This is a genomic window from Nonomuraea sp. B208 (assembly GCF_057536035.1).
In genome coordinates this window covers 39910-66305 of sequence record NZ_BAAJOU010000014.1, presented here as the reverse complement: position 1 = coordinate 66305, position 26396 = coordinate 39910, and the positions used below count along the sequence as shown (strand labels likewise).

Annotated in this window: 13 protein-coding genes; 7 read left to right on the top strand and 6 right to left on the bottom strand. The window is 74.6% G+C overall.

Annotated features, from left to right (window positions below; genetic code table 11):
- Nucleotides 1–9: 9 nt before the first annotated feature.
- From AC27IY_RS10875 to AC27IY_RS10860, 4 genes are read left to right on the top strand one after another with little or no spacing between them, the layout of a single operon-like run.
- Nucleotides 10–3105: an amino acid adenylation domain-containing protein gene (locus AC27IY_RS10875; protein WP_487177847.1), complete on the top strand. Its 3096-nt coding sequence runs from the start codon at nucleotides 10–12 to the stop codon at nucleotides 3103–3105.
- Nucleotides 3102–9506 (top strand): amino acid adenylation domain-containing protein, encoded by a 6405-nt coding sequence (locus AC27IY_RS10870; protein ID WP_487177846.1) that lies wholly within the window; start codon nucleotides 3102–3104, stop codon nucleotides 9504–9506. The genes AC27IY_RS10875 and AC27IY_RS10870 overlap by 4 nt, the downstream gene beginning before the upstream one ends.
- The gene (locus AC27IY_RS10865) at nucleotides 9503–13393 is read left to right on the top strand and encodes an amino acid adenylation domain-containing protein (protein ID WP_487177845.1); all 3891 of its coding nucleotides are present in this window, start codon (nucleotides 9503–9505) and stop codon (nucleotides 13391–13393) included. The genes AC27IY_RS10870 and AC27IY_RS10865 overlap by 4 nt, the downstream gene beginning before the upstream one ends.
- The gene (locus AC27IY_RS10860) at nucleotides 13371–14639 is read left to right on the top strand and encodes an MFS transporter (protein ID WP_423471380.1); all 1269 of its coding nucleotides are present in this window, start codon (nucleotides 13371–13373) and stop codon (nucleotides 14637–14639) included. The genes AC27IY_RS10865 and AC27IY_RS10860 overlap by 23 nt, the downstream gene beginning before the upstream one ends.
- Nucleotides 14640–14667: 28 nt before the next feature.
- Here AC27IY_RS10860 and AC27IY_RS10855 read toward each other — a convergent pair whose 3' ends face one another.
- Both AC27IY_RS10855 and AC27IY_RS10850 read right to left on the bottom strand, forming a co-directional pair.
- Entirely contained in the window at nucleotides 14668–15705 is a 1038-nt protein-coding gene (locus tag AC27IY_RS10855) for an LLM class F420-dependent oxidoreductase (RefSeq protein WP_364457339.1), read from the bottom strand.
- Between the two features lie 102 nt (nucleotides 15706–15807).
- On the bottom strand, nucleotides 15808–16704 hold the full coding sequence (locus AC27IY_RS10850; protein WP_487177844.1) for a LysR family transcriptional regulator: 897 nt from the start codon (nucleotides 16702–16704) through the stop codon (nucleotides 15808–15810).
- A 96-nt stretch (nucleotides 16705–16800) separates the two neighbouring features.
- On the opposite strand from AC27IY_RS10850, the gene AC27IY_RS10845 reads away from it, so the two are divergent.
- Complete coding sequence (locus AC27IY_RS10845) at nucleotides 16801–17823, top strand: nitrilase family protein (RefSeq protein ID WP_487177843.1); 1023 nt, start codon at nucleotides 16801–16803, stop codon at nucleotides 17821–17823.
- 124 nt (nucleotides 17824–17947) lie between these two features.
- On the opposite strand, the gene AC27IY_RS10840 is transcribed toward AC27IY_RS10845, so the two are convergent.
- Nucleotides 17948–18151 (bottom strand): hypothetical protein, encoded by a 204-nt coding sequence (locus AC27IY_RS10840; RefSeq protein WP_487177842.1) that lies wholly within the window; start codon nucleotides 18149–18151, stop codon nucleotides 17948–17950.
- 256 nt (nucleotides 18152–18407) lie between these two features.
- Here AC27IY_RS10840 and AC27IY_RS10835 point away from each other — a divergent pair, with 256 nt between their 5' ends.
- Nucleotides 18408–18686: an ATP-binding protein gene (locus AC27IY_RS10835; protein ID WP_487177841.1), complete on the top strand. Its 279-nt coding sequence runs from the start codon at nucleotides 18408–18410 to the stop codon at nucleotides 18684–18686.
- 120 nt (nucleotides 18687–18806) lie between these two features.
- The gene (locus AC27IY_RS10830; protein ID WP_487177840.1) at nucleotides 18807–22178 is read left to right on the top strand and encodes an ATP-binding protein; all 3372 of its coding nucleotides are present in this window, start codon (nucleotides 18807–18809) and stop codon (nucleotides 22176–22178) included.
- Nucleotides 22179–22184: 6 nt separating this feature from the next.
- On the opposite strand, the gene AC27IY_RS10825 is transcribed toward AC27IY_RS10830, so the two are convergent.
- From AC27IY_RS10825 to AC27IY_RS10815, 3 genes are read right to left on the bottom strand one after another with little or no spacing between them, the layout of a single operon-like run.
- Nucleotides 22185–24347, bottom strand: a complete 2163-nt coding sequence (locus AC27IY_RS10825) for a peptidase domain-containing ABC transporter (protein ID WP_487177839.1) — start codon at nucleotides 24345–24347, stop codon at nucleotides 22185–22187.
- The gene (locus AC27IY_RS10820; protein ID WP_423471395.1) at nucleotides 24332–25366 is read right to left on the bottom strand and encodes a TIGR04500 family putative peptide maturation system protein; all 1035 of its coding nucleotides are present in this window, start codon (nucleotides 25364–25366) and stop codon (nucleotides 24332–24334) included. Before AC27IY_RS10820 ends, AC27IY_RS10825 begins: the two co-directional genes overlap by 16 nt.
- On the bottom strand, nucleotides 25356–26348 hold the full coding sequence (locus AC27IY_RS10815; RefSeq protein ID WP_423471396.1) for an MvdC/MvdD family ATP grasp protein: 993 nt from the start codon (nucleotides 26346–26348) through the stop codon (nucleotides 25356–25358). The genes AC27IY_RS10820 and AC27IY_RS10815 overlap by 11 nt, the downstream gene beginning before the upstream one ends.
- Nucleotides 26349–26396 lie beyond the last annotated feature (48 nt).

Below are 26396 nucleotides of genomic sequence, written 5' to 3'. Positions count from 1 at the left end.
GCGGCCCAGGTGACCGGCACGTACGCCTTTCCCGCCTCGTTCGCCCAGGAACGGCTGTGGTTCCTGGCGCGGCTCGATCCCGGCGCGCCCGCGTACCACATCAACGCCGTGATCGAGCTGCCCGAACGGGACGATCCGGACCGCTGCGAGCGGATGCTGCGCGAGCTGGTCCGGCGGCACGAGACGCTGCGCACCGCCCTCGCCGTCGAGGACGGGGAGCTCGTCCAGGTCGTCCAGGTCGAGCTGCCGGTCGCACTCCCCCGGACCGACCTGCGCGGCCTGCCGCCCGAGCGGGCCGAGCGCGAGTTCGGCGCGCTGGCGCGGGAGCTGGCGCGGCGGCCGTTCGCGCTGGAGCGGGCGCCGCTGTGGCGGGCGCACCTGGTGCGGATGCCGGGCGGGGCCGCGCAGCGGCTGGTGTTCGTGGTGCACCACGCCGTGTTCGACGCCCGCTCGGCCACGAACTTCGCGGCGGAGCTGGAGGAGCTGGACGCGGCCTGGGCCGAGGGCAGGCCGCCCCGGCTGCCCGAGCTGCCCGTCCAGTACGCCGACTACGCCGCCTGGCAGCGCGAGCATCTGGCGGGCGGGGTGCTCGCGGCCCAGCTCGGTCACTGGCGGGACCGGCTCGCCGGCCTGCCGGCCGACCTCGGGCTGCCCACCGATCGGCCCCGCCCGGCGGTGCGCGGGCACGCCGGGGCCGAGCACCACCTGGCGCTGCCCGCCGGTCTGACCGGCGCGCTCGAAGCGCTGGCCAGGCGGCGCGGGGCGACGCTGTTCATGGTGCTGCTCGCGGGGCTGAAGGCGGTGCTGTCCCGGTACGCCGGCCAGCACGACGTCGTGGTCGGCACGCCGGTCGCCGGGCGCGAGCTGCCGGAGTTCGAGCCGCTGCTCGGCATGTTCGTCAACACGCTCGTGCTGCGCACCGACCTCGGCGGCGACCCGGAGTTCGGCGAGCTGCTCGATCGGGTGCGCGAGACCGTGCTGGACGCGCTCGACCACGCCGAGGCGCCGTTCGACCGGCTGGTGGAGGCGCTCCAGCCGGTACGCGACACCAGCCGCACGCCGCTCTACCAGGTGGGGTTCAACCTGCTGCCGATGAGCACGCGCGGCCAGTTCCCGAACGGCACCGCCCAGCTCGACCTGAACGTGGACGTCGTCAGGACCGCCGACGGCGCCGGCGTCTACTTCGAGTACAGCACCGAGCTGTTCGACGCCGCCACGATCGCCCGCCTGGCGGAGGCGTACCTGCTGGTGCTGGAGGCCGCCGCCGCCGATCCCGGCACCCGGCTGTCGGAGCTGCCGCTGATGACGGCGGAGCGGCGGCACGAGCTGCTGACCCGCTGGAACGGCACGGCGGCGGCATACCCGGAGCGGACCCTGCACGAGCTGGTCGCCGAGCAGGCGGCCCGCACCCCCGGCGCGGTGGCGGTGCGCGGGCCGGACGGCGAGGAACTGACCTACGCCGAGCTGGACGCCCGCGCCGTAGCGCTGGCCGGGCGGCTCGCGGCGGCGGGCGTGCGGGCCGAGACGTGCGTGGCGCTGTGCCTGCCGCGCGGGGTGCCCCAGGTCGTCGCGCTGCTCGCGGTGCTGCGGGCGGGCGGGTGCTACCTGCCGCTGGACGCGGCGTACCCGGCGGAGCGGCTGGCGTACCTGCTGGCCGACTCCGGCGCGGCGCTGCTGGTCACGGAGTCGGCGCAGCTCGACCGGCTGCCGGTGGAGCGGCCGCCGGCGCTGCTGCTGGACGGGCCCGAGCCGGCGCGGCCCACGGCTCCCGTGTCGTCGGTGGGGCCCGATCACCTCGCTTACCTGATCTACACCTCCGGCTCCACCGGGCGGCCCAAAGGGGTGCAGGTGCCGCATCGCGGCGTGGTCAACCTGGTCACGGACGTGATCCGGCGGCTGGGCGGCGGCAGCGCCCTGTATCTGACGTCGCTGTCGTTCGACATCGCGGCGCTGGAGATCTTCACGCCGCTGCTGTCCGGCGGCACGCTCGTGATCGCGCCCGAGGACGCCGCCCGCACCCCCAAGGAGCTCCGCCGGGCGGCCGAGGACGCGCACCTGGTGCAGCTCACCCCGTCGGTGGCGAGCCTGGCGGTGGAGCACCTGCCGCCGGGGGTGCCGCGCGTCATCCTGGGCGGCGAGCCGCTGCCCGTCACACTGGCGGCGCGGCTGCTGGAGGTCGCCGGGGAGCTGTGGAACTTCTACGGGCCCACGGAGACGACCATCTGGTCCACGGCGTACCGGGTGCCGCGCTCCCCTGACGTGATGCTGATCGGGGAGGCATTGGCGAACACGACGGCTTACGTGGTGGATCGGGAGTTACGGCCGGTGCCGGTCGGGGTGCCCGGTGAGCTGCTGCTCGGCGGGGCCGGGGTCACCCGCGGCTACCACCGGCGGGCCGCGCTCACCGCCGAACGCTTCGTCCCCGACCCGTTCGGGCCGCCCGGCGGACGGCTCTACCGCACAGGCGATCTCGTGCGCCGTCATGCGGACGGTCAGCTGGAGTACGTCGGGCGGCTCGACCACCAGGTCAAGATCCGCGGCGTCCGCATCGAACCCGACGAGATCGCCGCCGTCCTCACCGAACACCCCGCCGTCCACCGCGCCGTCGTCACCGTACGCGACGACGCCCCCGGCGGACGCGGACTCGTCGCCTACACCACCGGTGCCGGCGACGAGGCTGATCTACGTGCGCATCTGCGCGCCCGCCTCCCCGACGCCATGATCCCCGCCGCCTTCGTCACCCTCACCGACCTCCCCGTCCTGCCCAGCGGCAAGCTCGACCGCAACGCACTCCCCCCACCGCGCCCCACGGCGGACAGCGGAGGGTTCGTGGCGCCGCGCACGCCGATGGAGGAGACGCTGGCCGGGATCTGGGCCGAGCTGCTGGGGCGGGAGCGGGTCGGGGTGACGGACGACTTCTTCGCGCTGGGCGGTCACTCGCTGCTCGTGGTGCGGCTCATCGGGCGGATCGACGCGGCGTTCGGGGTGGAGCTGCCGCTGCGGCGCTGCTTCGACGCGACGACCGTCGAGGAGCAGGCGCTGGCGGTGCTCGAAGAAGGGCTGAGCGAGGCCGGCCTGCTGGAACTGCTGGAGGAGGAGCGGTGAGCGACGCGAACGGGGTACGGGCGCGGCTGGCCGGGCTCAGCCCGGAACAGCGCGCCGCACTGGAGGCCCGCCTCGCGCGCGCCCGCGCGGGCAAGCGACCCGGCCCGGACGCCGAGTCCCCTGTCGAGGCGCCGGCGGGCGGAGCACTGGCGTCGCCGGGCGGGACGCTCCCCGACGGGGCTCCAGCAGACGGGGCGCTGTCGGATGCGCAGCGGCGGCTCTGGGTGGTCGATCAGCTTGATCCGGGCAATCCGGCCTACACCCTGTCGTGGGCGTACCGGATCGTGGGCGAGCTGGACGCGGCCGCGCTGGCGGCGGCGTTCGACGCGCTCGTGGAGCGGCACCCGATCCTGGCCCATGTCGTCGAGACCCGTGACGGCGAGCCCCGGCAGGGCCCCGGCCCCGTGCGGCCCGTGCTGCGGGTCGAGGAGATGTCGGCCGCCGAGGCCGACGCCGCCGCCCGCGAGGAGGCCCGGTTCGCCTTCGACCTGAGCGCCGGCCCCCTGACCCGGGCCCGCCTGCTGCGCGTCGCCCCCGGCGAGCACCGGCTGATCCTGACCCTGCACCACATCCTGGCCGACCGCTGGTCGGTGGCGATCCTGTTCCGCGACCTGTTCCGGCTCTACAGCGGCGAGCCGATGCCTCCGCCGCCCGCGCCGTACGCCGGTTACGTGGCCTGGCAGCGCGACCGCCCGTCGCGGGAGCGCGACCTGGCCTACTGGCGGGCGGCGCTCGGCGGCCTGCCCGACGCGCTCGACCTGCCCGCCGACCGGCCGCGCCCGCCGATGCAGTCGAACCGGGGCCGCCGCCTGCTGTTCGAGCTGGACGCCGAGCTCACCGCCGGCCTCCGCGCCCTGGCCGCCGGGCAGCGCGCCACGCCGTTCATGGTGCTGCTCGCCGGGATGCAGGCGCTGCTCGCCCGCTACACCGGGCAGCCCGACATCCCGATCGGCACGCCGGTCTCCACCCGGCCGGACGCCTCCCTGGACCAGACCGTCGGCCTGTTCCTCAACACGGTGGTGCTGCGCGGCGACCTGTCCGGCGACCCGGCCTTCACCGAGCTGGTACGCCGCGCGAGGGAGCGGACGCTGGACGCGTTCGACCATGCGGGGCTGCCGTTCGAGACGCTGGTGGAGGAGCTGTCGAGCGGCCGGGACCTGTCCCGCAACCCGCTCTTCCAGGTCATGCTCGCCTACCAGAACACGCCCGCGCCGCCGGCCGAGCTGCCCGGCCTGCGCCTGGAACGCCTGGACGTGCGGCCCGGCACCGCCATGTTCGACCTGGACCTGATCGTGGAGGAGCGCCAGGACGGCTCGCTGCTGTGCGTGCTCGACTACGCGACAGACCTGTTCGACGACGACCGGGCCCGCCGCCTGGCCGCGCACCTGCGCACGCTGCTGGGGGCCGCCGTCACCGCGCCGGACCTGCGGCTGTCGGAGCTGCCGCTCATGGACGCGGCCGAGCTCCACGACACCCTGCACGCCTGGAACGGCGCCGCCGTCCCCTACCCGGAGCGCGGCATCCACCACCTGGTCGCCGAGCAGGCCGCCCGCTCGCCCGGCGCGTGCGCCGTCGAGGGCGAGGACGGGGCCGTCCTCACCTACGCGGAGCTGGAGTCCCGCGCGAACGGCCTGGCCGCCGAGCTGCGGGCGCTCGGCGTCGGCGGGGAGACGCGGGTCGGCGTGTGCCTGCCGCGCGACCCTGACCTGGTGGTGGCGCTGCTGGCCGTGCTGAAGGCGGGCGGCTGCTACGTGCCGCTGGATCCCGGCTATCCGCCCGGCCGCCTGGAGGAGCTCGTCACCGACTCGGGCGCCGCCCTGGTGCTCACCGTCGCGGCTCTGCGGGACCGCCTGCCGGGCACCGCGCGGGTCCTCCTCCTGGACCAGGCGGTCTGGGAGGCCGGTCCGGGGCCCGCGCTGGAGTTCCATCCTGATCAGGCCGCGTACCTGATCTACACCTCCGGCTCCACCGGCCGGGCCAAAGGCGTCGTGGTGCCGCACCGGGGGCTGGTGAGCCTGCTCGGCGACGTGCGCGAGCGGCCCGGACTGGAGCCCGGCGCGCGGTTCCTGTTCCTGACGTCGGTGTCGTTCGACATCGCGATGATCGAGCTCTTCGGCCCGCTGGTCACCGGCGGGACGGTCGTGCTCACCTCGGCGACCGAGGTCGAGCGGGTGCACGAGCTGATCCGGCGCGGCGGGCTGCACACCGTGCAGGCCACGCCGTCGGTCCTGGAGGGGCTGCTGCCCGCGCTCGCCCACGGGGTGCCGCGCGTGATCAGCACCGGCGAGGCGCTGCCCGGCCCGCTCGCCGACCGCCTGCTCGGCGTCGCCGGCGAGGTGTGGGATCTGTACGGCCCCACCGAGACCACCGTGTGGTCCACCAGGCGGCGGGTCACCGACGGGCGGGGCGGCTCGATCGGCCGGCCGGTCGCCAACACGACGGCGTACGTGGTCGACCGGGAGCTGCGGCCGGTGCCGGTCGGGGTGCCCGGCGAGCTGCTGCTCGGCGGGGCCGGGGTCACCCGCGGCTACCACCGGCGGGCCGCGCTCACCGCCGAACGCTTCGTCCCCGACCCGTTCGGCCCGCCGGGAGGACGGCTCTACCGCACGGGCGATCTCGTCCGCCGCCACCCCGACGGCCACCTCGAATACCTCGGCCGACTCGACCACCAGGTCAAGATCCGCGGCGTCCGCATCGAACCCGACGAGATCGCCGCCGTCCTCACCGAACACTCCGCCGTCCACCGCGCCGTCGTCACCGTACGCGACGACGCCCCCGGCGGACGCGGACTCGTCGCCTACACCACCGGTGCCGGTGAAGAGGCCGATCTGCGTGCGCATCTGCGCGCCCGCCTGCCCGACGCCATGATCCCCGCCGCGTTCGTCACCCTCACCGACCTCCCCGTCCTGCCCAGCGGCAAGCTCGACCGCAACGCGCTCCCCCCGCCACGGGCCACGACGGAGAGCGGAGGGTTCGTGGCGCCGCGCACGCCGGGCGAGCGCGTCCTGCACGGCGTCTGGGCCGAGCTGCTCGGCCGCGACGACTTCGGGGTGGAGGACGACTTCTTCGCCCTCGGCGGGCACTCGCTGCTGGCCATGCGGCTGGTGGTGCGGCTGCGGGAGGCGTACGGGGCCGAGGTGACGCTGCGGCGCTGCTTCGCGACCCCGACCGTCGCGGCCCTCGCCCCGCTCCTGGGCGGCGCGGGCGGCAAGCCGGAGCCGATCCCGCCCGCGCCCGCCGGGCCGGTACGGCCCTCGCACGCGCAGGCCCGCCTGTGGTTCCTCGACCAACTCGACCCCGGCAACCCGGCCTACAACGTCGCCTGGGCGGAGCGGCTGACCGGGCCGCTGGACGTGGCGGCGCTGACGGCCGCGTTCGGCGACCTGGTGGACCGGCACGACGCCCTGCGCCTGGTCGTCGCGGACGAGGACGGCGAGCCCGTCCTGCGCGAGGGCGACCGCAGGCCCCGGCTGGCCGTCCTGTCAGGCCAGGACGTGGGCCGGGAGGAGGCGCGGCACCGTTTCGACCTGGCCGCCGGGCCCCTGGCGCGGGCCGCGCTGGTCCGGCGCGGCGCGCACGAGCACGACCTGTACCTCACCTTGCACCACGTCGTCGCCGACCGGTGGAGCCTGTCGATCCTGCTGCGCGACCTGATGGAGCTCTACCGGGCCCGGGTCACCGGCTCCCCCGCGGAGCTGCCGGCGTTGCCCGCCCGCTACCTGGACTTCGCCGCCTGGCACCGGGCGCGGGTCGCGGAGCGGTCGGCGGACCTGGCGTACTGGAAGGACGCGCTCGACGGGCTGCCCGGCGGCCTGGACCTGCCCGCCGACCGGCAGCGGCAGGGGCGGGCGAGCGGGGACGGGCGGCGGCTGACGTTCCCGATCGACGCGGAGACGACGGCGGCGGCGCACGCGCTGGCGCTGGAGCGGCAGGTGACGCCGTTCATGGTGGTGCTGGCCGCGTTCCAGGCGGTGCTGGCCCGCTACACCGGCCGGGCCGACATCCCGGTCGGCGCGCCGGTCTCCGGCCGGTCCCACCCGGACGTCGAGGAGCTGGCCGGGCTCTTCCTCAACACGCTGGTGCTGCGCGGCGACCTGTCCGGCGCGCCGAGCTTCGCCGAGCTGCTGGCCCGCGTGCGCGAGCGCGTGCTGGACGGGCACGAGCACGCCGAGCTGCCGTTCGAGGTGCTGGTGCAGGAGCTGGCCGAGGAGCGTGACCTGGCCCGCAACCCGCTGTTCCAGGTGATGCTCGCCTACCAGAACGTGCCGCCCGCGCCGCCGGACGTCGCCGGGATCGCCCTGCGCACCCTCGACGTCGATCCGGGGGTGACGCAGGCGGACCTGCACCTGGTGATCGAGGAGGCCGGCGACCGGCTCACAGGCGTGCTGCACTACGCGACGGACCTGTTCGACCACGACCGGATGGAGCGCTTCGCCGACCACTTCCGCGCCCTGCTCGCCGCCGCGCTCGCCGAGCCGGACCGGCCGGTCGCCGACCTGCCGCTGCTCACCCCGGCCGAGCTGGAGCTCATCCGGCGGGCCAACGACACCGGCGCGGCCGTCCCTGACGCGACGCTGCCGGAGCTGCTGGCCGCGCAGGCCGCCCGCACGCCGGACGCGCCCGCCGTCGGCTGCGACGGCGGCTGGATCGGCTACGCGGAGTTCGCCGGCCGGGTGAACCGGCTGGCCAGGCGGCTGCGGGCGCTCGGCGCGGGCCCCGGGGAGGTCGTCGGGGTGTGCCTGGAGCGCGGGACGGACCTCGTGGTCGCCGTGCACGCGGTGGTCGCGGCCGGGGCGGCGTACCTGCCGCTGGAACCGGACCACCCGGCCGGGCGGCTGGCAGGGATGCTGGCCGACGCGGGCGCGCGGCTGACCGTCACGACCGGCGCCCTCGCCCACCGGCTGCCGGACCCGGCGGTGCTGCTCGACCGGGACGCCGCGGCGATCGCCGCCGAGGACGGCGGGCCGCTCGAGGTCCGGCCGCATCCGGACGACCTGGCGTACGTGATCTTCACCTCGGGGTCCACGGGGCGGCCCAAGGGCGTCGGCGTCTCGCACCGGGCGATCGTCAACCGGCTGCGCTGGATGCAGGACGCCTTCCGGCTCACCGGGGACGACCGGGTGGCGCTGAAGACGCCGTACTCGTTCGACGTGTCGGTGTGGGAGCTGTTCTGGCCGCTGATGACCGGGGCGGGGCTGGTGGTCGCCCGGCCCGGCGGGCACGCCGACCCCGCCTACCTGGCGGACCTGCTGGAGCGCGAGTCGGTCAGCACGGTGCACTTCGTGCCGTCGATGCTGGACGCCTTCCTCGCCGAGCCCGGCCTGGGCGCGCGGCTCGGCGCGCTGCGCACCGTGGTCTGCTCGGGCGAGGCGCTGGGCGCCGGCCTGGCCGCCCGCTTCGCCGCCGCGCTGCCCGGCGCCTCGCTGCACAACCTGTACGGGCCGACGGAGGCGGCCGTGGACGTCACCTGGCATTCGTACCAGCCGGGCGAGCGCACGGTCCCGATCGGGCGGCCGGTGCCGAACACCCGGCTGGAGATCCTCGACGAGCGCATGAACCGGGTTCCCGTCGGGGTGCCGGGGACCCTGTGGATCGGCGGCGTGCAGCTCGCCCGCGGCTACGTGGGCCGCCCGGCGCTGACGGCCGAGCGGTTCGTCCCCGACCCGTACGGTCCGCCGGGCGGGCGGCTGTACGACACCGGCGACCTGGCCCAGTGGCGGCCCGACGGCGAGATCGAATACCTCGGCCGCGCCGACCACCAGGTGAAGATCCGCGGCATGCGGGTCGAGCTCGGCGAGATCGAGGCGGCGCTGGCGGCGTTGCCGGGCGTGCGCGCCGCCGCCGTCCGCGCCGTCGCCGACCCCGCCGGATTGCGCCTGGCCGGGTACGTGGTGCCCGCCGACCCGGCCGATCCCGGCGGCGGATGGGAGGCGCTACTGCGGGACACGCTGCCCGACCACCTGATCCCGAGGACGTGGACGGTGCTCGCCGAGCTGCCGCTCAACCGCAGCGGCAAGCTCGACAGGAACGCGCTCCCCGACCCGCGCGCCGCCGAGTCCGCCGGGCACGCCGAACCGGAGGGGGCAGCCGAGCGGGCGGTCGCCGCCGCCTGGCGCGGCGTGCTCGGGCTGGAGCGGGTCTCGGCCCACGACAACTTCTTCGCCGTCGGCGGCGACTCCATCCGCAGCCTCAAGGTGGTCGCCCGCCTGCGCGAGGCCGGGTACGCGGTCCGGCTGGAACAGCTCTTCCGCCACCAGACCGTCAGGGAGCTGGCCGGGCGGCTGGGCACCGCGCCAAGGAGTGAGCCGGCGAGTGAGCCCGCGCAAGCCCCACCGGAGCGGCCGTTCGGCCTGCTCAACCCCGAGGACCTGGCACGACTGCTGGAAGGCGAGGCGCGATGACCGTGACGACGGGAGCCGCGCGCGGCCTGGAGGACGCCTACCCTCTGGCCGCGCTGCAGGCGGGGATGCTCTACCACAGTGCGTACGAGCCGGACGCCGCCACCTACCACGACCTGACCACGATCACGCTGCGCGGCCGGTTCGACGCCGGGGCGTTCCGCGCGGCGCTCGCCGAGGTGACCGCCCGCCATCCCGTGCTGCGCACCTCGTTCGACCTGACCGGGTTCAGCGAGCCGTTGCAGCTCGTGCACCGCGCGGCCACGCTGCCGCTGGAGGTGACGGACCTGTCCGGCGACCCGGAGGCCGGGCGGCGGCTGGCGGCGTGGTCGGAGGCGGAGAAGCGGCGGCCGTTCGACTGGGCGTCGCCGCCGCTGGCCCGCGCGCACGTGCACGTGCTGGCGGCGGAGCTGTTCGCGTTCAGCCTGAGCTTCCACCACGCCATCCTGGACGGGTGGAGCGTCGCGGCCCTGGTCACCGAGCTGCTGCGGCGCTACCACGGGCACCTGACCGGCGAGCCGCTGCCGGTCGCCCCGCCCGGCGCGGCCTTCCGCGAGCTGGTGGCCGACGAGCGCGCCGCCGTGGCCGCGCCCGAGACGCGCGCGTTCTGGCGGGAGCGGGTGGCGGACGCGCCGGACACGCGGCTGCCGCGCCTGCCGGGCCCGCACGGCCCGCACGGCGAGCCGGGGGCCGAGGTGCTGCGGCTGCCGCTGCCCGCGGAGCTGCTGGAGCGGCTCGGCGCGGCCGCCAGGGAGCTGGCGGTGCCGCTGCGCACCCTGCTGCTGGCCGCCCACCTGCGGGTGCTCGCGCTGGTGACGGGCGCGAGCGAGGTGATGACCGGCCTGGTCACGCACAGCCGGCCGGAGCGCGAGGCCGGTGAGGAGGTGCTCGGGCTGTTCCTCAACACCGTGCCGCTGCGCCTGGACGTGACCGCGCCGACGTGGGCGGCGCTGGCGCGGCAGGTGTTCGAGGCGGAGGTGGCGCTGCTGCCGCACCGGCGCTACCCGCTGTTCGAGATCCAGCGGGACGCGGGCCGGTCCCCGCTGCTGGACGTGCTGTTCGACTTCCGCGACTTCCACGTCTACCAGGGCCTGCCGGGGGCGGGTCCCGGCGTTGAGATCGTGGGGCAGGACTTCTTCGAGCAGACCGACGTGCCGTTCGCCGCCGCGTTCAGCCGCTCGCGCGAGCACGGCGGCTTCGACCTCACCCTCACCTACGACCGGGGGCAGTTCGGGGCCGGGCAGATCGCGCGGATCGGCGAGCACTACCTGACCGCGCTCGGCCAGGCCGCCGATCCGGCCGCGGATCCGCGGCCCGCCGAGCCGTACCTGGGGCGGGACGCCGCCGCGATCGACGGCTGGAACGCCACCGCCCGCGACTGGCCGGAGGCGACGCTGCACAAGCTGATCGGCGAGCAGGCGGCGCGCACCCCCGACGCGCCCGCCGTCTGCTACGACGGCACGTGGATCAGCTACCGGGAGCTGGCCGGGCGGGCCGGGGCCGTCTCCGCGCGGCTGGCGGCGGCCGGGGTCCGGCCCGGCGACGTCGTCGGCGTCCATCTCGAACGCGGCCCCCTCCTGCTGCCCGCCCTGCTCGGCGTGCTCGGGGCCGGTGCCGCCTACCTGCCGCTGGAGCCGGGGCTGCCGGCGGAGCGGGTGGCGTACATGATCGAGGACGCGGGGGCGCGCACGGTGCTGACCGGCGGCGCGGCGGGCCTTCCCGAGGGGGTCGCCCTGTCCCTCGACGGTCTCGGGGAGGAGGACCGGCCGCCGGTGCGGGTGGCTCCCGACGCGCTCGCGTACGTGATCTTCACCTCGGGGTCCACGGGCCGGCCCAAGGGCGTCGGCGTGTCCCACCGGGCGATCGCCAACCGGCTGCGCTGGATGCAGGAGGCGTTCGGGCTGGGCGCGGACGAGCGCGTGCTGCACAAGACGCCGCTGTCGTTCGACGTGTCGGTGTGGGAGCTGTTCTGGCCGCTGATGACCGGCGCGGGGCTGGTGGTCGCCGAGCCGGACGCGCACCGCGACGGCGCCAGGCTGGCCGGGCTCGCCGCCGCCCACGGCGTCACCACCATGCACTTCGTGCCGTCCATGCTGGAGCTGTTCCTGGACGAGCCCGAGCTGCCGCCGCTGCGCCGGCTCATCTGCTCCGGCGAGGCACTGGGCGCGGAGCTGGCCGCGCGCTGCCACGACCGGCTGCCGGGCACCGGGCTGCACAACCTGTACGGGCCCACGGAGGCGGCCGTGGACGTCACCTGGCATCCGTACGAGCCGGGCGAGCCGCTGGTGCCCATCGGCCGGCCCGTCGCCAACACCCGCCTGGAGGTGCTCGGCCCGGACGGCCGCCGCGTGCCCGTCGGCACCCCGGGCGAGCTCTGCCTGGGCGGCGTGCAGCTCGCCCGCGGCTACGTGAGCCGGCCCGCGCTCACCGCCGAACGGTTCGTCCCCGACCCGTACGGGCCGCCCGGCGCCCGCCTCTACCGAACCGGCGACGTGGCCCGCTGGCTGCCTTCGGGCGAGGTCCAGTACCTCGGCAGGGCCGACTTCCAGGTCAAGATCCGCGGGCAGCGGGTCGAGCTCGGCGAGATCGAGGCGCTGCTGGCCGCCGACCCCGCCGTCCGCGCGGCCGTCGTCGTGCTGCGCGGCGACCGGCTCGTCGGCTACGTCGTCCCCGAGGGCGACGGGCCGGTCGATCCCGCCCCGGCGCTGCGCAGGCGGCTGCCCGAGCACATGGTCCCCTCCACCTGGGTACGGCTGGACGCGCTGCCCGTCACCGCCAACGGCAAGCTCGACCGGGCCGCGCTGCCCGATCCCGGCGAGAGCGGGCGGGCGCCGTACCTGCCGCCGCGCGACCCGTTCGAGGCCCGGCTCGCCACGCTGTGGGAGGAGACGCTCGGCGTGGACGCGATCGGCGTGCACGACGACTTCTTCGCCCTCGGCGGCCACTCCCTGCTGGCCCTGCGCCTCACCATGCGGCTGCGCAAGGAGCTGGGCCGTGAGGTGCCGCTGTCGGCGGTGCTCACCGCGCCGACCGTCGCCCTGCTGGCCGCCGAGCTGCGCCGCCCGCAGGACAACGACGGCGCGCCGCGGCGGATCGTGCCGCTGCGGCCGACCGGCGAGCGCGACCCGGTGTTCCTGTTCCACGCGCTCGGCGGGCAGGTCTTCCGTTACCTGCCGCTGACCCGGCACCTCGGCCCCGACCAGCCCGTGTACGCGGTGCAGGCGGCCGGGCTCGCCCCCGGCGAGCGGCCGCACGCCACGCTGGCGGAGATGGTGGACGACTACACCGCCCACCTGCTGGAGGTCCGGCCGCACGGGCCGTACGTGCTGGGCGGCTACTGCATCGGCGGCAACATCGCCCTGGAGACCGCCCGCCGGCTGCGCGAGCTGGGCGAGGAGGTGCCGCTCGTCGTGCTGTTCTACAGCGACGCCGACGAGCCGGTGCTGCGCGCCTCGCTGGAGGACGACGCCGTCCTGCTCACCCACGCCCTGGCCGGCGGCAACGTCCAGGTCGACCTGGACGAGCTGCACCGGATGGACCCCGACGAGCGGCTGCTGGCCGTGATCGACGCCGCCTCCCGGGCCGGCACCCTGCAGCCCGACACCGCCGACCTGCGCCAGGCCCGCCGGTTCGTCGAGGTCTTCCGCGCCAACGCGCACGCCGTCGGCCACTACCGGCACGCCCCCTACGACGGGGACGTGCTGCTGTTCTCCCCCGCCGCGGAGGGCGTGCCGCCCGACGACATGGGCTGGCGGGACGTCGTCACCGGCCGCCTGCGCATCTCGCCCATCCACGGCGAGCGCTTCACCGTCATGTACGAGCCCCGGGTCGCCCTCGCGGCCGCCGAACTGAGGAGCAGCATCGACCATGGCCTCACCCCCCACGACTGAGCCAGCCACGTTGTGGCGCGACCGCGACTTCCTCAAGCTGTGGAGCGGCGAGAGCCTGTCGCTGGTCGGCTCCCAGGTGACCGTGCTCGCCATGCCGGTCGTCGCCTACCTGTGGCTGCACGCCTCCGTCGCCGAGATGGGCGTGCTCGGCGCGCTGGCCAGGCTGCCGATGGTGCTGTTCTTCGTCGTCGGCGTCTGGGTGGACCGGATGCGGCGGCGGCCGGTGCTGATCTGGAGCGACGTCATCCGCGCGTTCATGCTGGCCACGGTGCCGGTGCTGTTCGTCATGGATCTGCTGACGCTGTGGTGGCTGTACGTCGTCGTGCTCGTGATGGGCGTCTTCGGGGTGCTGTTCGAGATCGCCTACCGGTCGTACCTGCCGGCGCTGGTGGCTCCCGAGCACCTCGGTGACGGCAACAGCAAGCTGCAGCTCAGCGACTCGGTGTCCAAGGCGGTCGGGCCGAGCCTCGCCGGGTTCCTCATCGCCACCCGGTCGGCGCCGCTGGTCATCATCGTGGACGCGGTCAGCTACGTCCTGTCGGCGCTGTTCCTCGTCTCCATCCGCAAGCGCGAGGACCCGCCGCCGCCCGACGACGGCGGCTCCATGATCGCGGCCATCCGGGCCGGGTTCGGCTGGGTGATGGCCCATCCCGTGGTCCGGCCGCTCGCCATCGCCAGCGCCGTGTACTCCTTCTTCGACATCGGCATCCTGCAGACGCTGCTCATCCCGTACCTGATCGAGGGTCCCGGCGTGCCGGCCGGCTGGGTCGGCGGGGTGCTCGCGGTCGGCGGGGTCGGGGCCATCGCCGGGGCGTGGCTGTCGGTGCGGCTGATGAAGCGGGCCGGGCCCGGGCCCACCATGTTCTGGTCCACGGTGATCGGCAACAGCGCGCTCATCCTGGTGCCGCTGGCGGGCGGGCCGCTCTGGCTGGCGATCGGCGTGCTGGCTCTCTCCCAGTTGCTCGTCGGGCTGTGCACGCAGGTGTTCGTGGTGAACAACATCACCGTGCTGCAGTCGGCGACGCCGCGCGAGCTGGTCGGCCGGGTCATCGCCACCATCTGGGCGATGGGGCTGGTGCCCGCGCCGCTCGGCGCGCTGGTCGCCGGGCTGCTCGGCGAGGCCGTGGGGATGCGGCCGGTGGTGCTGGCCGCCGCGCTGATCGGCGCGATCGTGCCGATGATCGTGCTGGCGATGTCGCCGATCCCCCGGATGAAGGAGATGCCGCAGGCCCCCGCCCCGGCGTGAGGCAGGGCGTGACCCTGGTCGGCCGGGCTCAGGTGTTGAGCTCGGCCAGCCACCCGAGCTGGTCGGCGCGGTCGTCCACGGTGGGCGCGTTCAGCCCGACGATGAGCCGGGTCGCGCCCGCCTTGCGGTAGTCCTCCAGCCGCTCGCGCACCCGCGCGGGCGTCCCGCACAGCGTCAGGGCGTCGACCAGGTCGTCCGGGACCTCCTCCATCGCCTCGCCGAGGTCGCCGTCGAGGTAGGCGTCGCGTACGCGGGCCGCCGCCGGGCCGAACCCGAGCCGGTGCGCGAGCCGGTTGTAGAAGTTGACCTGCCGGGTGCCCATGCCGCCGAGGTAGAGCGCGAGCATCGGGCGGATCAGGTCGCGGGCGTAGTCGGCGTCGTCGTCGACCATGGCCATGACCATCGGTGAGACCTCCACCTCGGAGGCGTTGCGGCCGGCGCGGGCCGCTCCGGCGCGCAGGTGCTCCATCGTCTCGGCGAGGTGCTCGGGCGGGAAGTGGATGGGCAGCCAGCCGTCGGCGATCTCCCCGGCCAGCGCGACCGCCTTCGGCCCCATGGCGGCCAGGTGGACGGGCAGCGGCTGCCGGACGGGCGAGACCGTCATGCTCAGCGCCTTGCCCCGGCTGTCCGGCAGCGGCAGCACGATCTCCGGGCCGGCGTGCTCGACCGGGCGGCCCGCGAGCGCGGTGCGGACGACGGCCACGTAGTCGCGCAGGTGGGCCAGGGGCCGCTCGTAGCGCTGGCCGTGCCAGCCCTCGGCGACCTGCGGTCCCGACGCGCCGAGCCCGAGCAGGAACCGGCCGCCCGAGACCCGGTCGACCGTGGTCGCGGCCATCGCCGCCGCGATCGCGGTGCGGCCGGTCACCTGGAGCACGCCGGTGCCGAGGCCGATGCGCTCGGTGCCGGCCGCCAGCCAGGCCATCGTGGTCACCGGGTCGACGCCGTACCCTTCCGACGCCCACACCGAGTCGTAGCCGAGCCGTTCGGCCTCGCGTACCAGCGTGAGCTGGGCGTCGTGGCCGGCCGCCACGGGGCCGAGGGTGCCGATGCTGAATCCGAGCCGCACTGCCGCCTCCTCCTGCGCCGATCTTGCTCTACTCTCCCCCAGAAGCCCCGCGGGTGCCAGGGCCGCATCGCCACCTCGCCCCTGATCCCCCGAAGGCCCCGGCTATTCCCTGCGTGCGTCACGGCTGGTCGCCGGCCGCTGTTCGCGGATCAGCGCGAGAAACCCGGCTGTCAGAGCGTGCATGTGCTCACGGTTCCACACCGCCGAGATCTGCCACGCGGCGGCCGGATGCCCGATCGGCGTGATCGTGACCGGGGCCGGCGCGATGCGGGCGGCGCTGGCCGGCACGAACGCGGCGCCCGCCTCCGCCGCCACCAGCGCCAGGACGGTCTGCAGGTCGTGCGCCTCCTGGATGACGGTGGGACGGATCCCGGTGGCGTCGCAGAAGCGGTCGATCTGCCCTGCCAACCCCGGCCCTTTCACCTGCGCCAACTGCAGGAAGTCATGGCGGGCGACCCATCCGGGAAGGTCCGCGGGCCGTGGCGGAGGCTCGCCGGCATGGGCGAGGGCGAGGCGGTCGGTGCCCACGGGCAGGTGCTCCCAGCCGGCTTCGCGGGGCGGACGGACGAAGCCGACGTCGAGCCGGCCCGCCCTGATCTCGTCGAGCTGCCGCTGGGAGGACATGTCGTCGAGGGTGACGTGCGCGCCGGGACAACGCTGCCGGAAGGCGGCGACCAGGCGGGGAACCAGGTCGATGCTCGACAGCCCGAAGCCGACCGTCAGGGTGCCGGCCTCGCCGCGTGCCATCCTCGTCATCCGCTGGGTGAGCGCGTCGGCGTGCCGGACGAGGGACTGCGCCTCGGGCAGCAGCAGGGCGCCCAGCCGCGTCGGCGTGGCGCCGTGCCGTCCACGGTCGAACAGCCGGCCGCCCACCTGCGCCTCCAGGGTCTGGATCTGCTTGGTGAGTGTCGGCTGGGTGATGCTGAGCCGGTCGGCGGCGCGGCCGTAGTGACGGTGCTCGGTGACGGCGAGGAAGGCGCGGAGCAGGCCGAGATCCATTCGCCCAATCTATCGAACGCCACAAATGATTCATTGGACGCATGGGAGGGCGATGCGGTCTGCTGGTGCACTGGAAGCGAGAACGGGAGAGTGTTCATGAGACGGAGCGACGACATGGGCGGCGGTTCCGCGGCGGCCCTGCGCTGCGCCAGCGTGCAGTTCGAGCTTCGGCCCGACGACAAGGCGTACAACCTGGCCCAGATCGAGCAGCACCTGCGGGCCGCGGCGGAGCAGGGGGCCCAGGTCGTGGCCTTTCCCGAAATGTGCCTGCTGGGGTACTGGCATCTGCGCAGGCATCCGGCCGAGCGGCTGCGGGCGCTGGCCGAGCCGGTGGACGGCCCGTCCGTCGCCGCGGTCCGCGAACTGGCACTCGCGCGGGGGGTCGCCGCGGGCGTGGGCTTCCTGGAGGCCGGCGAGGAGGGCCGGCTGTTCAACAGCTACGCCGTCTGCCTGCCGGACGGGCGGGTGCACCGGCACCGCAAGCTGCACGCCTTCGAGCACCCGGCCATTGACAGCGGCGACGCCTACACCGTCTTCGACACGCCCTGGGGCGTACGCATGGGTGTCCTCATCTGCTGGGACAACAACCTGGTCGAGAACGTCAGGGCCACGGCACTGATGGGCGCCTCGGTGCTGCTGGCGCCCCACCAGACCGGTGGCACCGACTCCCGCAGCCCGCACGGGATGCGGTCGATCCCCGTACCGCTCTGGCGCGGCCGGCACCAGGACCCGCAGGCGATCGAGGCCGAGCTGCGCGGCCCCAGCGGGCGCGAGTGGCTGATGCGCTGGCTGCCCTCCCGGGCGCACGACAACGGGGTGTTCGTCGTGTTCAGCAACGGCGTCGGGGAGGACGACGGCGAGATCCGCACCGGGAACGCCATGATCATCGACCCTTACGGCCGCATCCTCGCCGAGACCTGGAAGGCGGGCGACGACCTGGTCGTCGCCGACCTCGATCTCACCCTGCTGCCGCTCTCGACGGGCCGGCGCTGGATGCAGGGACGGCGCCCGGAGCTGTACGACATCCTCACCCGCCGCTTCGGGGACGAACGCGCGCCACGCGCCGCGCGCTTCGCCACCGACCCGGTGCCCCTTCGCCGCCGCGCCCTCGATGAGTGACGTGCCCGAACCATCAGACCTCTGCGGTGAGCCGCGTCACTGATCGGCAGCGGCAGGACCGAACGGTCGCTGGTCGCGACTGCGAGCAAACATGCAGAATCGTGCACGACCCGTGGCCGCACGGTCAGGCATGGATGAGCGGCGCGCCGAGTGAGCGTACGGCGGCGTTCTCACCGCCGGCGTCGGTGTCGACCCCAGCGACGCCCGCCAACGGCAGAACGGCGAAACGGGAGGCTGCGCCGATCTTCTCCGAACTGGCCAGGAGCGCTCGCGAACAGCCGACGAGGACGTACGGATCGCCACCGAGCGCGGCGTGCCCGTCTACCACCGGGTGGAGGACATCCCCGGCTACCAGGCCGCCTAGCGCTTGGTCGAGGACACGATCGAAGGGCAGCTCGACGACGTGGTGCCATAACGGTTTTACATTCTCGGATCTAATCGGTTAGATAGAGCCTGCACAGCATTCTAAACGATTAGATGAGGTTGATCGTGCTGCCTCTTCCCCTGGTCGTCGACACCGACACCGTCTCCGACGACGCCATGGCCCTGCTGCTGGCCGCCGGCGAGCTGGGCGCCGGGAGCACGTGCAGGCCCGTACCGTCGGCTTTGCTCTCACCGCGGCCCGCACCGGGCTGCGCTTGACGATCAGTGATGACGGCGGCGGCATGACGGTGAGAGCTTGCGAAGCGCTGGAGGCGCGCCTGCTGACGAGCCGAGCCGATCTCGGTGCGCTGGGCGGCGGCCTCAGCGTCAACAGCGTGCCCGGCGAGGGCACCACCGTCAGCGCCGCCCTGCCTCCGCAGGCGCTCGAACACGCCTCTGAGGAGAACGACCCCGTTCCGGCCGGTCTGGCGGAATTGTAGACAATAGGTTGCCGTGCCGGACGTCACTGGCCGGTTAGCAGGCTCCGGCACCAGTGGCATCTGCGGGGGGTGTCGTGCGGCGCGCCGGCGCGCGGAGACGATGATGGGGGAAGATCGGCGATGCGGGCAGCGCGCGTGAGGTTCCGGGTGCTCGGAGCGCTGGAGGCCTACGACGATGACCGGGGCCGGGTGGAGCTGCGCGGCCGCCGCCAGCGTGCGGTGCTGGCCCGGCTTCTGCTGGCACGGGGCGCCGTGGTCTCCACGGATGCGCTCATCGCGGACGTGTACGACGGATCGCCGCCGGCCACCGCCCTGCCGACGCTGCATTCGTACATCAGTAATCTGCGCCGCGTCCTGGAGCCGGAGCGGCCTCGCGGCGTGCCGCCACAGCTCCTCGTCGCGCGGCAGCCCGGCTACCTGCTCGCCACCGGGGACGTGGACGCGATCGAGTTCGCCGGGCTGGTGGAGCGGGCCGAGGTGCAGTCGTCCGAGGACAGGCTCGACCACCTGGACAGGGCGCTGCGGTTGTGGCGCGGCGTCCCCTATGAGGAGTTCGCCGACCGGCCGTGGGCGCTCGCCGAGGTCACCCGGCTGTGCGAGCTGCGGATGACCGCCGTCGAACGCCGGGCCGAGGCGCTGATCGACCTGGGCCGTCCCCATCTCGTGATCGGCGGGTTGGAGGCGGAGACGTTCGAGCACCCGCTGCGCGAGCGGCTGTGGAGTCTGCTGGCCCTGGCGCTGTACCGCACCGGGCGTCAGGCCGATGCGCTGGCCGTGCTGCGCCGGGTGAAGGAGCGGCTCGCCGAAGAGCTCGGGCTCGACCCCGGACCGGAGCTGCGGGCACTGGAGGAGGACATCCTCCGGCAGGTGGACTCCCTGGACCCCGTACGCGCCGCCGCGGTGCTGTCCGCGGCGGCCCCGTCCGAGCGGCGCCGGCCCGTACCCGGCCGGGAGCGGCAATTCGCGGCCCTTCGGGAGCTGCTCGACGAGGGCGGTGTGGCCGTGGCCGCGGTGACCGGCGAGCCGGGCATCGGCAAGACCTTCCTGCTGGAGGCGTTCGGCGAGCACTGCGCCGGCCTCGGCCACCTCGTGCTGTGGGGCGACTGCCCCGATCTGCGGGGGGCGCCTCCGCTGTGGCCGTGGCTGCAGGTGCTGAACACGCTCGCCCGCCATCACCCGCCCGCCGACCGGGCAGCGCTGGCCGGTCTCCTTGACGACGAGCAGCCCGCAGGCCCGACCTCCGCCGCGCTGCTGCGCCGCAACCAGGCCGTCGCGGACTGGCTGCTGGCGGCGGCGCGTAGCCAGCCGATGATCGTCGTTCTGGACGACCTGCACTGGGCCGACCCGGCCTCGCTCGAACTGCTCAAAGACCTGATCATGCTGACGAGCAGGCCGGCGGCGAGGGCGCCCCTCAAGATCGTGGCGGCCTTCCGCGACCGGGACGAGTCACGGACCGCCGGCGCCGGGCTGCCCGTGGACGAGCTGCTGACCCGCCTCGTCCGCTACGACCTGCGGCGCGTCCACCTGGACGGTCTCGACACGGACGCCGTGCGGGCCATCGCGGCGGGCATGAAGGCGACGGTGGACGAGGTCACCGCCAGGCGGCTGGCCGACCGTACCGGAGGGAACCCGTTCTTCGTCCGGGAAAGCGTCCGGTTGCTCGCCCAGGGCCGCCCGCTCGACGCGGTGCCCGACGCGGTCGCCACCGTGGTCCGCCAGCGGATCGGCGCGCTCGGGCGGCGGGCGGGCGAGGTGCTCGGCGTCGCGGCGGTGCTCGGCCGCGACTTCGACCCCGCGGCGGTCGCCGAGATCTGCCGCGCACAAGCCGCTCCCCATCGCGGGGGATCCGAGGTCGCTGACGATCAGGAAATCTGCGACCTGCTGGACCAGGCGGCCCGGGCCGGGCTGGTCGTCCCGCGCGACGGCCGGATGGCCTTCGCGCACGACCTGGTCCGGGACACCCTGGTGCACGACCTCCCGCCCCTGCGCAAGGCGGCGATCCACCGCGGCGTGATGGTCTCCCTGTCCTCACGGCCGAACGCCGACGTGGCCGTCATCGCGCACCACGCGGTCGAGGCCGGTCCCGCGGCCTACGGCGAGGCGGTGCGATGGGCGCGCGCGGCGGCTGAGCAGGCCGGCCTGCGCCTGGCCTACGAGGAAGCCGCGATGTGGTGGAAGCGGGCGATCACCGCGCACGGCGCCCGCGCCGGCGACCCGCTCGACCATCTGGAGCTGCTGCTCGGTCAGGTACGGGCGCTGCTGGACTCCGGGGACGCGGTCGGCGCGCGGCAGGCCAGGGCCCGGGCCATCCACGCCGCCGACAGGGCGGCGGCGGGGCCGGAGCCGACCGCCCGGGCTCTCACCGCTCTTGACGCGCCCGCGATCTGGACGCTGCGCGACCCGTACGAGGCGGTGGACCTGCGGCTCGTGCACCGCCTGGAGTCCGCGCTGCGCGACCTGCCCGCGACCGACAGCCCCACGCGGGCCCGTCTGCTCGGCGTCCTGGCCGAGGAGCTGTACGACGCGACCGACGACCCGCGCCGCGACGCCCTGGCCGTCGAAGCGGTCGAGATGGCCCGCCGGCTGGGCGATCCGCGCCTGCTGGTGCGGATGCTCAACGCCCGCTACCTGTCGCTGCCCGCGCTGCCCGCCCACGCCACCGAACCGGTGGAGATCGCCGCCGACCTACTCGACGCGGCCGTACGGGCCGGGGAACCGGACTTCGAGCTGCTCGCGCACATGATCTTCAGTCACCACCGTCTGGAGGCGTTCGACGTGGCGGGCGCGGACCGCGCCGCGGCCCGCTGCGACACGCTGCTGGAGCGGCTGCCGCTGCCCTGGCCGCGCTTCCAGCACACGCTGTGGCGGGCCAACCGGCTCGTCCTGGCCGGCCGGTTCGACGACGCCGAGGCCCAGTACCGCGAGGCAGGCCGGCTGGCCGGCCGGCTGGGCGTGTGGCACGGCGAAGCGGTGGTGACCGCCGGGCGGCTCATCCTGCACTACCACCGGGGCACCCTGGCCGAGGCCGGGCCGCTCGTCGAGGCGATCGCGGGCATTCATCCCTCTGCCGACCACGACATGCGGGTCCTGCTGCTGATCCGGCAGGGGCGGACCGCCGAGGCGCGCCGGCTGGCGGCGGGCGGCTGGCCCGAACGGGTGCGGGACTGGTCGTGGCTGACCATGACCTGCCTCCAGGGCGCGGCGCAGGCTGCGGTCGGAGACGTCCGCGCCTGCCGGGCGACCTACGCCGAACTGCTGCCCTACAGCGGCACCATCGCGGTCAGCTCCGCCGTGGTCACGCTGGGGCCCGTCGACTTCTTCCTGGCCCGGCTGGCCGAGGCCGCAGGTGACCGCGACGCGGCCGCCCGGCATCTGGCCACGCTGGCCGGCCTTGCCGCCCGCAACGGGCTCACCTGGTGGAGCACGCGGGCGAGAGAGACGGCACTCCTGCTCGACGAGCCGGTTGCGGTGCCGTCGGCGGCATGCCGGTAGCGGTCCTCACCTGGCCGGGGAGTGGACCTGCTGCCCCGCCGTTCTGTGCTGGTAGCGCACCAGGCCGGCATAGTAGCCGCCGTACGCCATGAGCCGGTCGTGGGTGCCGGCCTCGACCAGGCGGCCCCGGTCCAGCACGACGATCAGATCGGCGTCCCGGATGGTGGACAGGCGGTGGGCGATGACGATCTGCGTCTGGCCCAGGTGCAGGAGATTGCGGCGGATGCGTTCCTCCGTGACGCCGTCCAGGCTGGCGGTCGGCTCGTCGAGCAGCAGGATCCTGGGCCGGCCGGCGAGCGCGCGGGCCAGCGCGATCCGCTGACGCTGCCCGCCGGACAGACGCGCACCGCCCTCTCCGATGTCGGTGTCGTAGCCCTGCGGCAGCCGGACGATCTCGTCGTGGATCTCGGCCAGGCGGGCGGCCTCCTCGACGGCCTGCCGGCTCATCTCAGCGAAACCGGCGATATTGGCCCGGATCGTTCCGGCGAACAGGTGCGGCTGCTGGGTGACGACTCCCACCTGCCTCCGCAGCCAGCGCAGGTCGATCTCCTCCAGCGGGATCCCGTCAAACCGGATCTGCCCGGCGGCGGGCTCCACCAGCCCGACCAGCGCCCGGCCGAGCGTCGTCTTGCCGGATCCCGACGCGCCGACGATCGCGACCCGCGCGCCCGGCGGGACGTGCAGCGAGATGTCCCGCAGCACCGGGGCGCGGGAGTCGTAGCCGGAGGACAGACCGGAGACGGCCACGCCGCCGCGCAGCCCGCCCGCCGGCCGGGTCCCGCCCACGCGTTCCGGCGTCGCGCTCATCAGGTCGGCGATCCGCCCGACGTGGGCGCCGGCGAGCTGGAGCTGGTAGGTGATGCCGAGCAACGAGCTCAGCGGCGTGATCGCGGCGGCCGCCAGCGTCACCAGGGCGAGCTGGTCGCCCAGCGACGCCCCCTGCCCGGCGGTGGCGAACACGGCCACCAGCAACCCCAGGTCGAGCGCCATCCCCAGCGCGTTGCTCGCGGCCTGCACCCCGGCCACGTGCCGGTTGCGGGCCGCACTCGTGGTCAGCTCCTCGTCGTGCTGCTCACGCCAGCGGCTGACGGCGGCGGCCTCCCCACCCGTGGCCTTGATCGCCTCGATGCCCGCGAGGCTGTCCACCAGGGCGGCCTGGGTGGCGGCACCGCTGTGCACGGCGGCCAGGGCCAGATGCCGCCCGCGACGGGCCGTGCCCAGCACGACGGCGGCCTGGGCGAGAGCCGTCACCAGCGTCAGCAGCCCGAGCCAGGGCGCGGCCACGAACAGCAGCGTCAGGTACGACACCGCGGTCAGCAGGTCGAACAGGAAGGCCAGTGACTGATCGGTGAGCAGGTCGCGCAGCACCGCCACGCCGCCCAGCCGGCTCAGCAGGTCGCCTTTGGACCTGCTCTGGAAGAAGCGGTACGGCAGGGCCAGCGTGTGACCGACGAGCTCGCGCATGACCTCCGCGGCCACCGACGTCTGCAACGCGATCAGTATCCGGGCGCGTACCCATGCGATCAGCGCATGCGTGACGACGACGCAGCAGGCCGCCGCCGCGAGCGCCGTGACGTCGACAGACAGCGGCCGGTCCACCACCAGCTTGGTGAACACCGGCACAGCCAGGCCGAGGGCCTGCGCCGCCAGCGAGGACAGCAGCACGGCGGCGACCAGTTTGCGGTTCGTCAGCACCGGGGTCAGCAGCGGGCGCAGCACGGTCCAGGGACGCGAGGGTGCGGCGGCGGGCGCCAGCCCGGCAGGGGCGTCGGCGAGCAGCACTGTGCCGGAGTAGCCGGCCTCGAACCGCTGGTGCGGCAGCCGGCGCCGGCCGCGGGCCGGGTCGAGCACGGTGACGCCGCGCGCCGTCACGCGCTCGACCACGACGAAGTGGTTGTCGTTCCACAGGGCGATGAACGGTGCGGGCAACTGCGCGACGGCGTCCAGCGGGGCGCGGCAGGCGCGCAGCCGCAGCCCGAACCGGGCGCCGGCCTGGATCATCTCCCGCAGGCTGACCCCGTCCACGCTCTCGGCGAGGTGTTCGCGCATCTCGGTGAGACCGGTGCGACGGCCCAGCGCGCTGAGCACCATGGCCAGGCAGGCCGCGCCGCACTCGCTGCGGGTCAGTTGCATCCGCAGCGGCACCCGCCGGCTCACAGCCAGAACCACCTGATGTCCGCGGAGCGCCGCCGCTCGTCCAGCCACGCCTGGTAAGCCGCGTCCCGCGCCGCGTCGAGCACCTCCGGGTCGCCGGGCGAGGGCGCGACGACCTCGTACACGACGCCGGCCAGGTATCCGCCCTCGACCGGAACCGGCCCCACCGCCTGCCCGGCCGGCAGCTCGCGTATCGGCCGGGGCAGCCGCGGGGTGAGGGCCGTGCACGCCTCCAGGCGCACGCGTGCGGAGCGCACCGCCGCGGCGGCCCGATCCAGGAACCCGTCCACCGGGCCGTCGGCGAGCTCGCCCACCACCTCCGGCCGCACCCCGGTCACCCACGCGGCACGCCGCAGCGTGAACTCCTCGGGGTGCTCGGCCAGGTGACGCCGGGCGGGCTCGCCCGCGAAGCGGTCGCGGACGCGTGCGACGTAGGCCTGCGCCCTGACGTGATGCCAGAACGCCTCCTCGGACAGGCCGGCCTCGGCCAGCCAGGTCAGTGTCCGCTCCCGGGTGTCGAGCCCGCGACGCCGGCGGAACTCATCGGCCGCCCGCTGCGTCTCGGCGTCCGTGAGCGGCCCCTCGCCGCTCCTCATCTCCCCGAGCAGGATGCAATGGTCCACCAGCCGCTCGTGGATCTGCCGGTCGCGGGCGCCGAAGGCGCGGATGGTGGACAGCGCGGCGGCGATCGACAGGTCGTGCCCGTCGACGCGGAGGACCTGCCCCGCCGCCCAGTGCGTGGAGTGGTCGACCAGCCAGGGGATGCCGTCGTCCACCTCGGTCGACAGGGCGACCGTACCGCCGGCGGGGTGCTCCAGGAGCAGGTCGTAGCCGGCTCTGGTGGATCCCGGCGGCTGATCGACCACGAGCTCGGCGCTCAGCCACGGCCGCTCCTCCGACCAGGTGCGTACGCGTCGCCGCGCCTCGTCGGGCAGGTTCTTCGGCAGCTGACGCAACAGCGCCACCGCTTCGGCGAGTTCCGTCGCGAAGGCGGCGCGGGTTTCGGAGGAGGGCGTGATCTGCTCAGTGGACATCGATGGGTTCCTCGTAGCCGGTCGGGGTGGTGAGCCAGCCGGCGATGGCGTCAGCGATGGGCAGGCCGGTCAGCGTCTCGATGAAGGCCCACTGCCCGTCGACGTTGAGCTCCAGGAAGACGTACCGGCCGTCCGGGGTCACGATGAAGTCCAGTGCGCCGAAGCTCAGGCCGAGCTCCGCGACCAGGCGGACGCACCGCTCCGCGACCTCCGCCGGGAGATCGTAGGCCGAGTAACCCACCTTGGGATCGCCGTAGTGCCGCCAGTCGACGGTCGTCAGCCGCGAGGCCTGGGAGTCGATGCGCGCGGCGAAGACCCGCTCGCCGACGACGGTCACCCGCAGCTCGTACGCCTTGGGCACATAGGGCTGCAGCATCGACGCCGCATGGCGCAACCGGTGCCGACCGGCCAGCCATCGGCGCGGCACCATGGCGGTGTAGAGGTGGCCGTACTCTCCGTCGCAGGTGAACGTCCGGAAGCTCAGAGCCTTGGTGATGAGCCGGCCGCCGGCCCTGGTCCAGGCCGGGGCGAGCTCACCGGGATCGTTGGTCACCACCGTGTCCACCACGGTGAAGCCGAGCTCAACGGCTCGGTACAGGTGCAGCAGCTTGTTGTCGATCGCCTGGAGGTGCGCCGGTCGGGCGGGCATCCACCGCGCCCGCGTCATCAGGTCGTACGCGCCGGCGAGCGCGTGCCCGGCCACGTGCTCGGCGAACTCGCGCTGCGACGGGTCCCGCACGGCCGGGGCCGACGGCCGGCCGGGGCGGCGGTGCCAGACCGCCCTCACCCGCGACAGGTCGTGTTCCTCGCCCCGGTACGTCAGCGTCTGCCGCCAGCGGCCGTCGCGGTAGCTGGTGGTGAGGGTCGAGGCTTCCGGGTAGTCCGCCTCATCCCACCACAGCGTCGGCACGCCGCGCTCACGCAGCTTGGACAGGACGGCGTGGACCGAGTCGTCGCCGTGGTCGCTAATGATCAGTAACACAGTCTGAAGTGCTCCTTCGTCGTCACGCGGGGAAGCCGGCGTCCACGG